The sequence below is a fragment of the Micromonospora sp. NPDC005161 genome (assembly GCF_053599855.1).
Map to the genome: position 1 here is coordinate 1 of NZ_JBSFYQ010000024.1, position 12196 is coordinate 12196.

General features: G+C 71.9%; 14 protein-coding genes. 8 read left to right on the forward strand and 6 right to left on the reverse strand.

Annotation, left to right across the window (positions count from 1 at the left end; all coding sequences use genetic code 11):
- Nucleotides 1–207: 207 nt before the first annotated feature.
- On the reverse strand, nucleotides 208–1029 hold the full coding sequence (locus tag ACWD5O_RS22075) for a SigB/SigF/SigG family RNA polymerase sigma factor (RefSeq protein ID WP_450086402.1): 822 nt from the start codon (nucleotides 1027–1029) through the stop codon (nucleotides 208–210).
- A 382-nt stretch (nucleotides 1030–1411) separates the two neighbouring features.
- Between ACWD5O_RS22075 and ACWD5O_RS22080 the strand changes: the two genes are divergently transcribed.
- A complete protein-coding gene (locus ACWD5O_RS22080; protein WP_450086403.1) occupies nucleotides 1412–2170 on the forward strand; it encodes a hypothetical protein in 759 nt (252 codons plus the stop codon).
- On the opposite strand, the gene ACWD5O_RS22085 is transcribed toward ACWD5O_RS22080, so the two are convergent.
- Entirely contained in the window at nucleotides 2119–3708 is a 1590-nt protein-coding gene (locus ACWD5O_RS22085) for a phospholipase D family protein (RefSeq protein ID WP_450086404.1), read from the reverse strand. The genes ACWD5O_RS22080 and ACWD5O_RS22085 overlap by 52 nt on opposite strands.
- A gap of 119 nt (nucleotides 3709–3827) precedes the next feature.
- Here ACWD5O_RS22085 and ACWD5O_RS22090 point away from each other — a divergent pair, with 119 nt between their 5' ends.
- The gene (locus ACWD5O_RS22090; protein WP_255787601.1) at nucleotides 3828–3956 is read left to right on the forward strand and encodes a hypothetical protein; all 129 of its coding nucleotides are present in this window, start codon (nucleotides 3828–3830) and stop codon (nucleotides 3954–3956) included.
- Nucleotides 3957–4017: 61 nt separating this feature from the next.
- On the opposite strand, the gene ACWD5O_RS22095 is transcribed toward ACWD5O_RS22090, so the two are convergent.
- The gene (locus ACWD5O_RS22095) at nucleotides 4018–5004 is read right to left on the reverse strand and encodes a pirin family protein (protein ID WP_354964095.1); all 987 of its coding nucleotides are present in this window, start codon (nucleotides 5002–5004) and stop codon (nucleotides 4018–4020) included.
- 9 nt (nucleotides 5005–5013) lie between these two features.
- Nucleotides 5014–5496 carry a MarR family winged helix-turn-helix transcriptional regulator gene (locus tag ACWD5O_RS22100; RefSeq protein WP_449937624.1) on the reverse strand — a complete coding sequence of 161 codons (483 nt, stop codon included), beginning with the start codon at nucleotides 5494–5496 and terminating at the stop codon, nucleotides 5014–5016.
- 158 nt (nucleotides 5497–5654) lie between these two features.
- Between ACWD5O_RS22100 and ACWD5O_RS22105 the strand changes: the two genes are divergently transcribed.
- Complete coding sequence (locus tag ACWD5O_RS22105) at nucleotides 5655–6188, forward strand: GNAT family N-acetyltransferase (protein ID WP_450086405.1); 534 nt, start codon at nucleotides 5655–5657, stop codon at nucleotides 6186–6188.
- A gap of 19 nt (nucleotides 6189–6207) precedes the next feature.
- On the opposite strand, the gene ACWD5O_RS22110 is transcribed toward ACWD5O_RS22105, so the two are convergent.
- Entirely contained in the window at nucleotides 6208–6693 is a 486-nt protein-coding gene (locus tag ACWD5O_RS22110) for an FBP domain-containing protein (protein WP_450086406.1), read from the reverse strand.
- 60 nt (nucleotides 6694–6753) lie between these two features.
- Between ACWD5O_RS22110 and ACWD5O_RS22115 the strand changes: the two genes are divergently transcribed.
- Nucleotides 6754–7350 (forward strand): TetR/AcrR family transcriptional regulator, encoded by a 597-nt coding sequence (locus tag ACWD5O_RS22115; RefSeq protein ID WP_450086407.1) that lies wholly within the window; start codon nucleotides 6754–6756, stop codon nucleotides 7348–7350.
- A 28-nt stretch (nucleotides 7351–7378) separates the two neighbouring features.
- The gene (locus tag ACWD5O_RS22120; protein ID WP_450086408.1) at nucleotides 7379–7966 is read left to right on the forward strand and encodes a DUF1684 domain-containing protein; all 588 of its coding nucleotides are present in this window, start codon (nucleotides 7379–7381) and stop codon (nucleotides 7964–7966) included.
- 44 nt (nucleotides 7967–8010) lie between these two features.
- Here the strand turns inward: ACWD5O_RS22120 and ACWD5O_RS22125 are convergent, their stop codons facing one another.
- The gene (locus ACWD5O_RS22125; protein ID WP_450086409.1) at nucleotides 8011–8598 is read right to left on the reverse strand and encodes a general stress protein; all 588 of its coding nucleotides are present in this window, start codon (nucleotides 8596–8598) and stop codon (nucleotides 8011–8013) included.
- Between the two features lie 122 nt (nucleotides 8599–8720).
- Between ACWD5O_RS22125 and ACWD5O_RS22130 the strand changes: the two genes are divergently transcribed.
- The 3 genes from ACWD5O_RS22130 to ACWD5O_RS22140 all read left to right on the forward strand — a co-directional run bounded on the left by ACWD5O_RS22130 (nucleotide 8721) and on the right by ACWD5O_RS22140 (nucleotide 12158).
- The gene (locus tag ACWD5O_RS22130; protein ID WP_450086410.1) at nucleotides 8721–10550 is read left to right on the forward strand and encodes a glycoside hydrolase family 15 protein; all 1830 of its coding nucleotides are present in this window, start codon (nucleotides 8721–8723) and stop codon (nucleotides 10548–10550) included.
- A 23-nt stretch (nucleotides 10551–10573) separates the two neighbouring features.
- Nucleotides 10574–11074: a metallophosphoesterase family protein gene (locus ACWD5O_RS22135; protein WP_354964103.1), complete on the forward strand. Its 501-nt coding sequence runs from the start codon at nucleotides 10574–10576 to the stop codon at nucleotides 11072–11074.
- Nucleotides 11075–11222: 148 nt separating this feature from the next.
- Complete coding sequence (locus ACWD5O_RS22140; RefSeq protein ID WP_450086473.1) at nucleotides 11223–12158, forward strand: NAD(P)/FAD-dependent oxidoreductase; 936 nt, start codon at nucleotides 11223–11225, stop codon at nucleotides 12156–12158.
- Nucleotides 12159–12196: the final 38 nt, after the last annotated feature.

A 12196-nucleotide genomic window follows, 5' to 3' on the forward strand; every position in this document is an offset into this window, starting at 1 on the left:
GCGACCGGCCAGCCCTCATCCACGATCAGACGCGCCAAGCGCAGACGTGCGCGAGGAGTCAAGGCAGCGTTAGCGTGGGACACGAAGGCCTCCTGGTTGGCGGAGCGGTTCCTCGACAGCTCCACTCCACAACCGGAGGCCTTCACCTACCTACGACATCAGATCGTGTCGTCACACAACCTCGACCAACATCCCTGGACAGCACACCTAGTACGTGCCGTCGAGCTGGCCGCGCAGCTTGGTGAGCGCCCGGGCCAGCAGCCGGGAGACGTGCATCTGCGAGACGCCGATCTGCTCGGCGATCTGCGACTGCGTCAGGTTGCCGTAGAACCGCAGGGTGAGGATCTTCTGCTCCCGCTCGTCGAGCGTGGCCAGCGCCGGGCCCAGGGCGACCCGCAGCTCAGCCAGCTCGAACTCCGCGTCCTCGCCGCCGAGCATGTCGCCCAGCTCGGTGGCGCGCTCGCCGTCGCCGGACGGGGTGGACAGCGACACCGCGTTGTATGCCCGGGCGCCTTCCAGACCCTCCAGCACCTCTTCCTCGGTGAGCCCGAGGTGGGTGGCGATGTCGGCGACCGTCGGCGACCGGCCGAGGGTCTGCAGGAGTGAGCTGTTGGCGTCGGAGATGGACAGCCGCAGCTCCTGGAGCCGGCGGGGCACCCGGATGTCCCAGGTGCGGTCGCGGAAGTGCCGCTTGAGCTCGCCGATGATCGTGGGGATGGCGTACCCGGCGAAGTCGACGCCGCGGGACGGGTCGAACTTGTCGATGGCCTTGATCAGGCCGACCGCGGCGGTCTGTGCCAGATCGTCGGTGGGCTCGCCCCGCCCGCTGTAGCGGTGGGCGAGGTGGTTGGCCAGCGGCAGCCACGCCTCGATCGCCCGGTCCCGCAGCGCGGCGCGCGACGGGTGGGTGGTCGGCAGTGCGGCCATGGCGTTGAGCAGATCCGTGGCGCTGTCGGTGAGCGCCCGCGGGTCGAGCTTCACGCTCTTGGCGGTGCCACTCGGCTGCTCGCTGATCGTTGGCGCGGTCATTGGGTGGTCCTCCCTGCACCTCGTCCGCGGACAAAAAGACGTGACGCTTTGGTTTAGCTTCGTATGGGCCGTTCGGGACTCACCTTAACCTGATCGTCTCCCCGAAATCTAGCCGAAAGGCTGATGTACTTAAGCCGTTTCTGGTCGCAAAACGTACAAAATGGGTGACTGTTCTGACTGTTGTGAGGTCTCTTACGGGTTGCGGCACCCATTGCTCGGCCGCCCGGCCACCCCGCGCCGGCCTGACCGGTCGGCCCACGGCAGCCGGCCAAGCGGTCAACATGAAATCCGACATCTGGGCCGAGGTTGTCTACTATCCGTCGTTGTCCCGCCGGTGGGACTGGCCGTAACGTCGCCTCTACATACCCGGTTCGGAGGCACCGTGCTCGATCCAGCCGCTCCCCAGCTAGTCGTGAACAGCCGCACGCTCTACTTCAGCTGGTTGCCGGCGGATCCGGACGCGGTGGCCGCTCTGGTCCCGGCCGGCCTGCGGCCCCGCCCGGACCGGCAGGTGTTCCTCAACCAGTACATCGTCGACGACGAGACGCAGACCTCCGGCTTCGGCGCCTACTCGCTGACCTACCTCGGCGTCTCGCTGACCGGCGTGGACGCCCCCGGCGGCCTCAGCCCCGGCGGCTGGTGGACCCACTACGTGGCGTCCAGCCGCACCGTCCGGGAGTACGCCGCCGCGCGCGGCGCTCCGGCGATCACCGGCCGCACCAGTATCGAGGTGCGCGGCGGCGACCTGGTCTCGGTGACCGAGGCCGACGGGGCGCCGCTGATCCGGGCCCGCTGCCAGGTCGGCGAGACCGGCCATGTGATCAACAGCGGGCACCACCGCTACTTCACCCGCCGCGACGGTCAACTGCTCAGCGCCGTCTACCCGTTCGTGGCGGAGCCGGTCGCACCGTTCGAGATCGAGTCGGTCGAGTTCCTGGAGCCCGGCCACCCGATGTACGCGCTACGGCCGGCCAACCCGCTGACCATCGGCTTCGGCTACTACTCGCCACGCTCCTCGTTCGCCTACCCCGGCGGGCTGAGCGTGTATCCGGGCGCGAGCGGCCCGCCACCGGCGACGGCCCGGCCGGCTCACCATGTGCCGGCCAACCTGGCCCGCAGCGGCCTGCCGTCCGGGTCGTAGACCAGCCGGTACACCGGCAACGCCCAAATGCGGGTGTACCGGGGCAGTCGATCGGGACGATGCGGGCGTAACCGGCCGGGAGGACGGGTGCCCACCTGGCCGCCGTCGTACCACTGTTGCAGCGCGTCGGCAGCGGCCGTGACGGCCGCGACGGCGTCGGTGGGGTCGAGCAGGTCCGTGTCGTCCGCGCCGCCCGGGTCGCGGTCCAGGTGTTCGCGCCAGAGCCGCAGCCGCAACTCCCGGGCGAAGACCCGTGCCCCGTCGCCCTGCCCGGCCGGGTCGGTGGGCTCCCGTTGGTCGCGGGTGTCGTCGAGCACCGCACAGGACAACTCGCTGTCGTGCGTCCACGAGCGGCGGTTGAAGTTGTCGCTGCCCACGCTGGCCCAGACGTCGTCGACCACGCAGATCTTCGCGTGCACGTAGACCGGGTCGCCGGCGTGGTTCTCCACGTCGAAGACGTGCACCCGGTCCGGCGCTGCCCGCTCGCACAGCGACAACGCCTGCTCACGGCCGACCGTGTTCGGTGGCAGCGCGAGCCTGCCGTCCACGTCCGGGTGCCGGGGCACCACGGCGATCAGGTGCAGCTCCGGGTTGTCACGCAGGGCGTGCGCGAACAGGTCCGCCACCTCGCTCGACCAGAGGTACTGGTCCTCCAGGTAGATGAGCCGGCGGGCACGGCGTACCGCCTTGGTGTAGCCCCGGGCCACGGACCGTTCGCCGTGCGGCGCGAAGGAGTAGCGCGGTCGGACGGCGGGGTAGGTGCGCAGCACCTGGATCTGGTGCGGACCGCAGGGCTGCGGGTCGGCCGGCTGCTCGGGCAGCGGGTCGGGGCGCAGGTCCGCGCCGCGCAGTCGGTCCCGCAGGTAGGCCATCGGGTTCTCCGAGTCCAGCGGCATCGGGTCGGTCCAGCGCTCCCGGAACACGGTGTCCAGTGCACCGACCACCGGGCCGCGCACCGCGAGCTGCACGTCGTGCCAGGGCGGGTTGGGGCCGTACCGGGGAGACATCCGCACCGGCTGCGGGTCGCCGTGGTGCCCGGCGTCGTCCCGCCGGCTGTGGCACAGGTCGATTCCGCCGGCGAACGCGATGTCCCGTTCCGGGGCGCTCGGATGCCGCAGCACCACCAGCTTCTGGTGGTGCGAGCCGCCACGGCGGACCCGCTGGTCGAGCAGCACCTCCCCACCGGCCGCGGAGATCACCTCGCTGAGGTCGCGGTTCTCCGCTTCGCTGTAGGCCAGCGCGTCGAGGTGCGAGCGCCAGATCAGCCCCTTGACCACCACCCCGCGCTGCGCGGCCTGGGCGAAGAGCTGGGCCACGGTCGGGCCGTCCGGGCGTAGCCGCTGGTCCGGATCGCCCCGCCAGTCGGTGAAGAAGAGGTGGTCGCCGGCCGTCAGCGCCTCCACCTCGTCGACCAGCCGGTCGAAGTACGCCGCACCGTGAATTAGTGGCTCGGCGAGGTTTCCGCTGGCCCAGACGGGTAACCCAGAGATTGGGTTGGCCCGTTCCTGCGCGGTGAGGAACCAGTCCTGCAACGGCAACGTCCAGCCCCCCGGAGGTCGGCAACGTCCTCACCGTAGGACCCCCGACCCGGGTCCGCACGCCAGGGCCGGCAGACCGGCGACCTGGCCGACGCGACAACAACCGAGGAGGCCACACCATGCCCCGCGAGACGACGAACCCCGTGACCGAGTACCGCGAGCCGGCGGTGGAGAGCGAACGGGGGGCGTTGGTAGCGGTGTTGCTCATGGTGATTCTCGGCGTGGCTGGGATTTTCGCCGTCTCCTGAGGCGGCGCCGGCGCCCCGGGTGTACGGGGGCGCCGGCGCCGATCTCAGCGGTTGACCGTGGTCAGGGCCGGGCGCCCTGGCCGCCGGTGTGCGGCAGCCGCTCGGTGGGAATCACGCCGAGCCGACCGGCCTGGTAGTCCTCGAACGCCTGGACCAGCTCGTCCCGGGTGTTCATCACGAACGGGCCGTACTGTGCCACCGGCTCCCGGATCGGCTGGCCACCCATGATGTAGAGGTCCAGTGCAGGGGTGTTGCTGTCCTGCGTGGTGTCCGCGCTGAAGCGCAGCGCGTCGCCCGGACCGTGCACCGCGAGCTGCCCGGTCCGTACCGGCCGACGGTCGGCGCCGACGGTGCCGCGCCCGCCGAGCACGTACACCAGGGCGTTGAACTCCGGCTGCCACGGCAGGTCGACCTGCGCTCCCGGCTGCACGGTGACGTGCGTGATGGTGATCGGGGTGAAGGTGGAGCCCGGGCCGCGGTGCCCGGCCACCTCACCGGCGATGACCCGGATCAGCGCACCGCCGTCGGCCGTCGTGAGCAGCGCCGACTCCCGGCCCCGGATGTCCTGGTAGCGCGGCGGGTTCATTTTGGCCGCGCGGGGCAGGTTGACCCAGAGCTGGGTGCCGTGGAAGAGCCCACCGCTCATCACGAGGTGCTCCGGCGGGGCCTCGATGTGCAGCAGTCCACTGCCGGCGGTCATCCACTGGGTGTCGCCGTCGGTGATGGTGCCGCCGCCACCGTGCGAGTCCTGGTGGTCGAAGACGCCGTCGATGATGTAGGTGACGGTCTCGAAGCCACGGTGCGGGTGCCAGGGGGTGCCCTTCGGCTCGCCCGGCGCGTAGTCCACCTCACCCATCTGGTCGAGGTGGATGAACGGGTCCAGGTCGGTCGTCGGCACCCCCGCGAAGGCCCGGCGGACCGGGAAGCCCTCGCCCTCGAAGCCGCTGGGCGCGGTGGTCACCGTGCGGACCGGGCGGATCTTGGCGGACTCGTCGAGCTGCGGCAGGCGGGGCAGGACGAGGACGTTCTCAACGGTGATCGCGGGCATCGAAGGCTCCTAGTTCGTGGCGTGGGTGGTCGACGTGGCCCGGGCCGCCCGCAGGCGGTCGCCGAGCCGGCCGAAGACCCGGGTGAGGCAGGCGACCTCGGCGTCGTCGAGGTCGTCCATCAGGTGGGTGCGCACCGACGCCAGATGGTGCGGCGCGGCTTCCCGTAGAGCGAGCAGCCCAGCGGCGGTGAGCACCGCCTCGCTGCCCCGTCGGTCGTCCGGGCAGGACTCCTTGCTGACCAGGCCGCGGCGTTGCATTGAGGAGATCTGGTACGTCAACCGGCTGGGTGAGAAGACGAGTCGGCCGGCCAGCTCACCCATCCGCAGCCGCTGCCCCGGTGCCTCGGAGAGCAGGACCAGCACGTGGTAGTCGGCGAAGCTGAGATCGCTGTCGGCCCGAAGGTCGTCTTCCAGCTGGGTGTAGAGGCGCTGGCTGGCCTCGATGTAGGCGCGCCAGGCGGCCTCTCGGGTGCTGTCCAGGCTCTCTGTCACGTCCACGACGATAGCACTCTTTCAAAATTTAACTAGTGCCCTTGAGCGTCGTCTGGATCACGTCCACGCCGCCCTGGTACAGCGCTCGTACAGCTTTGAAAGGAGTCGTCGGTGGTCCGGCGGTGGAGCCGGCGGGTGATGTGCCAGACTCCGCCCTCGTGGAACACGTGGAGCTCACCGCCGCCGACCTGTTGCTGCGCCCGTGGCGGGACGCGGACGCCCCCTCGGTGCGCGACGCCCTGCGCGACCCGGCCATCGCCCAGTGGAACCCACACCGCGGCGGCCCGATCGACGACGAGGCCGCCCTGTCGTGGGTACGCCACCGGGCCGACTGGTCCGGCGGCGACCACGCCTCGATGGCGGTAACGGCCGCGGTCGGCGGGGAACTGCTGGGCTCGGTGTCCCTGTACCACATCCACCATGGCGACGCGTCCATCGGCTACTGGACGGTGCCGGCGGCGCGCGGGCGCGGGGTGGCGGTGCGGGCGGTCGTTCGGCTCACCGACTGGGCGTTCGCCGACCTCGGGCTGCACCGGGTGGAGCTGTGCCACGCGGTGGCCAACCAGGCGTCCTGCCGGGTCGCCCACCGGGCCGGCTACCTCGCGGAAGGGACGCTGCGCGAGTCGTACCGGTACGGCGACGGCCGCCGCCACGACGAGCACCTGCACGCCCGCCTGTCCACCGACCGATAGGCCCTCGGTGGACGGCGGCTCACTCGATCACCCTCCGCAGGAACGCGCCGAGGGTGGTCGTCGTGCGGTCGATCTTCTCCTCCAGGGTGATCGTCTCGTCCAGGCGGCGCCCGGCGTCCTTCTTGCCCCGCAGGTAGTACGAGCAGGCCAGGTCGGAGCAGATGTAAACGCCGACGGAGTTGCCCTGCCGCCCGTCCCGGCCGGCTCTGCGGGCCGTCATCAGCGCGACGCCGTCCCCGGTGTGCGTGGTCAGGCACAGCGAGCACATGCTGCGCCGGGCGCGCCCGGTGTGCGGGGCCACCCGCAACGCCACCCCGACCAACCCGCTGTCGGACTCGGCGACCAGGTAGGCCCGCTGCGGGGCGGCGCCGTCCCGCCACCCGAAGAAGTCGAGGTCGTCCCACGGTCGCACTTCGAGATCGTTCGGTACGGCCAGCCGCTTCGCCTCGCCCTGGGTGCAGTTGACGAAGGCCGCGCGGATGGCGCGCTCGGTTATCGCTAGCATAGGTAGTAGCCTAGCTCTCCTAGGCAAGCAAATAACACGACTAGGTTGGGAGTGTGCGGCATGGCACGTGCGGGGGTGACCGCCGAGCGCCTGACCCTGGCCGCGGCCGAGCTGGCCGACGAGATCGGCATGGAGAACGTGACCGTCGCCGCGCTCGCCCGGCGCTTCGGCGTCAAGGACGCGAGCCTGTACTTCCACATCAGGAACGCACACGACCTGCGGGTAAGGGTGGCGCTGCTGGCGCTCGCGGAACTTGCCGACCGGGTCGCCGCCGCCCTCGCCGGCCGCGCGGGCAAGGACGCGCTGGTGGCCTTCGCCAACGCGTACCGGGACTACGCGACGCGGCACCCGGGCCGGTACGCCGCGATGCAGATCGACCTCGACCCGGAGACGGCCGCCGCGAGCGCCGGCGTCCGGCACGCGGAGATGACGCGAGCGATCCTGCGTGGCTACCGGCTCTCCGAACCCGACCAGACCGACGCGGTACGGATGATGCACAGCACGTTCCACGGATTCGTGAGCCTGGAGAAGACCGGCGGCTTCCGGCACACCCCCCGGACGACGGACGCCTCCTGGGCTCGAACGCTGGACGCTCTCGACGCGGTCCTCAGCAACTGGCCGTCCACGGGGAGCACCGGTGCGGAGACCGCTCGGTGACGGACGGCGACCGCCTAGGCTCGACGGCGTGGACGAACTGGAGCTGGCCGACTGGCGGGAACGGATAGCCCGGCTGTACCTGTCCGACGTCGACCTGGCCGGGTTCCGCGCCGGTCGTGATCAGCTCTTCGCCACCCACCCGCAGAGCCCGATCCCGCCGGCGGAGCGACCCGGCTTCACCGGAGTGCGCTACTTTCCGCCCAACCCGGCCTCCGTGGTGGAAGCACCCCTGCGCCCGGCCAGCGGCGAGCTGCGGATCGACACCGGCGGCCCGGACGGGGTGGTCGCGTACCGGCGGGTCGCGGTCGCGCAGACGTCGTGGGGGCCGCTGACCCTGTGGTGGATCGAGGCGTACGGGGGCGGGCTGTTCGTGCCGCTGCGCGACGGGACCTGCGGACAGGACACCTACGGCGGAGGTCGGTACCTCACCGACACGGTGAAGGGCACCTTCGGCCGGGGCGTCGAGCTGCTGCCCGGCGACCGGGTCCGGCTGGACGCCAACTATCTCTACAACCCGAGCTGCGCGTACGACGACCGCTGGGCGTGTCCGTTGGCGCCGCCCGAGAACCGGCTCGACGTGCCGCTGCGGGCCGGCGAGCTGGCGTACCACGACTGAACGGCCGTCCCGGCGTGCTGCCGGGACGGCCGTTCGAACCGCTCTCAGCCGGCGTTCGTCGCCGAACCGGACATCTGCATCCGACCCAGCAGCTGCCGGGCCTGGTCGGCGAGCTGCGCGTCGACGATCACCGCGTACTGGCCGGCGCGGAGCGAACTGGCCGAGGTGAAGTCCCGCTGCCCGCCGGTCATCGCGTGCGCGACCGCGCCGAACACCGCACCCCAGATCGCGCCGATGACCAGCCCGACCAGGATCACCGCCAGCCAGTTGCCCACGGTGAAGATGCCGAACAGCAGGCCGATGAAGAGCCCGAACCAGGCGCCGGTGCCGGCGCCGAGCAGGGCGGACCGACCGGTGGTCATCCGCCCGAGCACCGTCTCCACCAGCGTGAGGTTGGTCCCGACGATCGCACTGTGCTCCACCGGGAAGCGGTTGTCGGCGAGATAGTCGACCACCCGCTGTGCGGCCGGATAGTCCGGATACGAGCCGATCGTCACGGTGGGTGGGCCGGTCTCCGGTCCGTGCCCGTCACCGGACGGTGCCGACGGACGGCCGGCCGGGCCGGACGGCAGCAGATCGCCACCCTGTGTGCCGGGCCGCCACGCGGCGGCCGGCCCCGAAGCTGACGTCATGAGCATCCTCCCTCGTCAAGTCGTCCGGGTTCCCGCCCGCGCCGGCCGGTAACGCCAGCAACCAGGGTGGATGCCGTGCCGCCCGCCAGGAATGCGCATGGATGCCCCGGGTAGGTAACCGGGTGCGGAGCGGACAGATCAGCGACCACGGCTTCCTCGCCGACGGCCGCAGCGCGGCGCTGGTGGACCGCTCGGGCTCGGTGAACTGGTGGTGCCCGGGCCGGTTCGACGCGCCGTCGGTGTTCGGGCGACTGCTCGACGACGACGCCGGGCACTGGTCGATCCGGCCGGAGGGCGATTTCAGCGTCGATCGCTGCTACCTCGACGACACCCTGGTGCTGCGGACCGTCTTCCGCACCGGGCAGGGGGAGGTGGCGCTGACCGACGCGCTCGCCTTCGAGCCCGGGGCGCGCGGCCACGACATCGGGATGCGCTCGCCGCAGGTGCTGGTCCGCAGCGTGCGGGGCCTCTCCGGCGAGGTCCCGATGCGGGTGCACTACCGGCCACGCTTCGAGTACGGGCGGACCACCGCGTTCCTCGTGGAGCGGGGCGGCATGCTGGATGCCGTCGCCGGGGCGGCGCGGCTCACCCTGCGGGGAAGTGTGCCGCTGTGCTGTGGCGAGGGCGAGGCCACCGGCACCTTCACCGCCCGCGCCGGTTCGATCCACAACTTCACGCTCGGGTACGCCCCGACCTACGACGCGCCGGCGCCGGAGGTGCCGGACGCCGATCGGACGATCACCGACACGGCCGCCGGGTGGCGGTCCTGGGTCGAACAGCACGAATACCGGGGGTGTTACTCCGAACAGGTGCGACGCAGCGCGCTGGTGGTGCAGGGCATGACGTACCGGCCCAGCGGAGCCGTGGTGGCCGCGGCGACCACCTCGCTGCCGGAGAAGCTCGGCGGAAACCGGAACTACGACTACCGCTACGTCTGGGTGCGCGACTTCAGTCTCACCCTGCGGGCGCTGTGGCGCTCGGCCTGCTTCCACGAGGTGCAGCGGCAGTTCTCCTGGGTGAGCCGGGCGATGGGCCGGATCGGCGACGAACCGGTGCCGATCATGTACGGGGTGCAGGGGGAGCGGGACCTCACCGAGCACCGCCTGGAGCACCTCGCCGGGTACCGCGGCAGCCCGCCGGTGCTCATCGGCAACGACGCGTGGCGGCAGCGGCAGACCGACATCTTCGGCGAGGCGCTGGACGCCGCCTGGCTGATGCGCGACAAGTTGGAGCCGATGGAGCCGGACGTGCGCAACGTGCTGCGGGTGCTCGCCGACCAGGCCGTGGTGGACTGGCGGAAACCGGACGCGGGCATGTGGGAGGAGCGCGGGATCGAACACCACCACGTGTCCTCGAAGGTGCAGTGCTGGGTCGCGCTGGACCGCGCGGTCCGCTTCGGTGACGAGCTCGGTGGACCGGAGGACGTGGAACGCTGGGCGGCCGCCCGCGACGAGGTGCGCGCGACGGTGCTGGAGCAGGGGTGGAGCGACCAGCTCGGTGCGTACAGCGGGAGTTTCGGATCCGACGACCTGGACGCCTCGGTGCTGGTGATGCCACTGGTGGGTTTCCTGGCGGCCGACGACCCACGGATGCGCGCGACGGTCCGAGCGGTGGAGCGGCGGTTGTCCCACGACGGCCTGCTGCGACGCTGGGACGGCGACCCGGCGGGCTTCGTCATCTGCTCGTTCTGGCTGGTGGGCTGCCTGGCGATGGGAGGGGAACTGGACCGGGCGCACGGGTTGTTCCGCCGGCTGGCCGGGCGGGTCAACGACCTCGGCCTGTTCGCCGAGCAGATCGACCCGCTGACCGGCGAGCAGATGGGCAACTTCCCCCAGGCGTTCTCGCACATCGGCCTGATCAACGCCGCCGGTCAGCTCACGGACGTCGAACGGGACCCGGCGCTGCGGCATCGTGGCGTGCCACCGCCGCACTTCACCCCGACGCGGTCCTGAGCGGGCTGGGGGACAATGCCGGGATGCGGCTGGTGCTCACGGCGGACACCCACCTACCGAAGCGGGCCCGGGATCTGCCCGGGCCGCTCTGGCAGGCGATCGAGGCGGCGGACGTGGTGCTGCACGCCGGCGACTGGGTGGACGAGTCGCTGCTCGACGCGATGACCGCGCGCTCCCGTCGGCTGATCGGGGTGTACGGCAACAACGACGGCCCGGCGCTGCGCGCCCGGCTGCCGGAGGTGGCCCGGGCTGACCTCGACGGCCTGCGGGTGGCCGTGGTGCACGAGACCGGCCCCCGGGCCGGTCGCGAGCAGCGCTGCGCGGCCCGCTTCCCCGACGTCGATTTGCTCCTCTTCGGGCATTCGCACATCCCCTGGGACACCGAAGCCCCCGGTGGCCTACGCCTGCTCAACCCCGGCTCACCCACCGACCGCCGCGCCCAGCCCCACGCCACCTATCTCACGGCCGAGGTGGACGCCGGCCGCCTGACCCGGGTCGAGCTGCACCGGCTGCCCCGCCGCTGACCCCGGTCGCGCTTGGTTGGTGCGGTCCGTCAGCGTCATCACCCTCTCTTCGAACAAGCGTGCCAATACCCGGATCTTCGCGCGTTCATGCCTGCTCGGCGCGTCCGCCGGCACCTACGATCACCCGATGAGCGTGGACCGGTCAGGTGTGGTGGTGGTCGGGGCGGGCATCGCCGGAGTGGCCTGCGCCGTGGAGCTGGCCGCGGCCGGGGTGCCGGTGCAGGTCCGGGAGCGGGGGCACGTCCGCGGCGGCCGGATGGCCAGCAAACGCTTCGACGGCCGCCCTGCCGACATCGGCGCCGCATACTTCACCGCCAGCGATCCCGACTTCGCCGCGCTGGTCGAGCAGTGGCGCGCCGCCGGCCTGGTCCGCGAATGGACCGACACCTTCCAGGCGTACGACCGGGACGGGCGCCGCGACGTGCCCGGGCCGATGCGCTTCGCCGCGCCGCGCGGACTGCGTTCACTGGTCGAACACCTGGCCGGCGCGGTGCCGGTGACCGTCGACCGGTTGGTGCTCACCGTGGAACCCGGGCCGGTCGTGGACGGCCAGCCGTGCGCGGCGGTCGCCCTGGCCATGCCGGGCCCGCAGGCCGCCCTGCTGCTCGACCCGGCCCTGGCCGACGCCACCCGCGTCGCGCAGGCGCAGCGCTGGTCGCCCTCGCTGGCCGCGGTGCTGCGCTTCCCGACCCGGCGCTGGCCGGACTTCCGGGGCGCGTTCGTCAACGACCACCCGGTGCTCAGCCTGGTCTGCGACGACGGCGACCGGCGGGGCGACGGCGCCCCGGTGCTGGTCGCGCACACCGTGCCGGAGTTCGCCGCCGGGCACCTCGCCCAGCCCACCGGAGCCGGCCCGGTGATCGAGCAGGCGGTCCGGGACCTGCTGGGGTTGCCCGAGGTGGCGGCCGACGTGCACGTGCACCGATGGACGTACGCGAAGCCCACCACCGCCGGGGGCGGCACCCATCACCTGGACGCCGACGGGATCGGCCTGGCCGGCGACGCGTTCGGCAAGCCCCGGGTGCAGAGCGCCTGGCGCTCCGGTCGGGACCTCGGCCGTGCCCTGGTGGCCCGCCTCAGCTGAGGACGCCGACCGCCGGCTGGCCGCCGGTTTCCGATGGG

What these genes read in the sequence shown, in the direction of transcription:
- ACWD5O_RS22135 (WP_354964103.1), top strand. Translation starts at nt 10,574, where the DNA reads ATGCGGCTGGTGCTCACGGCGGACACCCACCTACCGAAGCGGGCCCGG.
- ACWD5O_RS22125 (WP_450086409.1), bottom strand. Translation starts at nt 8,598, where the DNA reads ATGACGTCAGCTTCGGGGCCGGCCGCCGCGTGGCGGCCCGGCACACAG.
- ACWD5O_RS22115 (WP_450086407.1), top strand. Translation starts at nt 6,754, where the DNA reads ATGGCACGTGCGGGGGTGACCGCCGAGCGCCTGACCCTGGCCGCGGCC.
- ACWD5O_RS22095 (WP_354964095.1), bottom strand. Translation starts at nt 5,004, where the DNA reads ATGCCCGCGATCACCGTTGAGAACGTCCTCGTCCTGCCCCGCCTGCCG.
- ACWD5O_RS22075 (WP_450086402.1), bottom strand. Translation starts at nt 1,029, where the DNA reads ATGACCGCGCCAACGATCAGCGAGCAGCCGAGTGGCACCGCCAAGAGC.
- ACWD5O_RS22090 (WP_255787601.1), top strand. Translation starts at nt 3,828, where the DNA reads ATGCCCCGCGAGACGACGAACCCCGTGACCGAGTACCGCGAGCCGGCG.
- ACWD5O_RS22110 (WP_450086406.1), bottom strand. Translation starts at nt 6,693, where the DNA reads ATGCTAGCGATAACCGAGCGCGCCATCCGCGCGGCCTTCGTCAACTGC.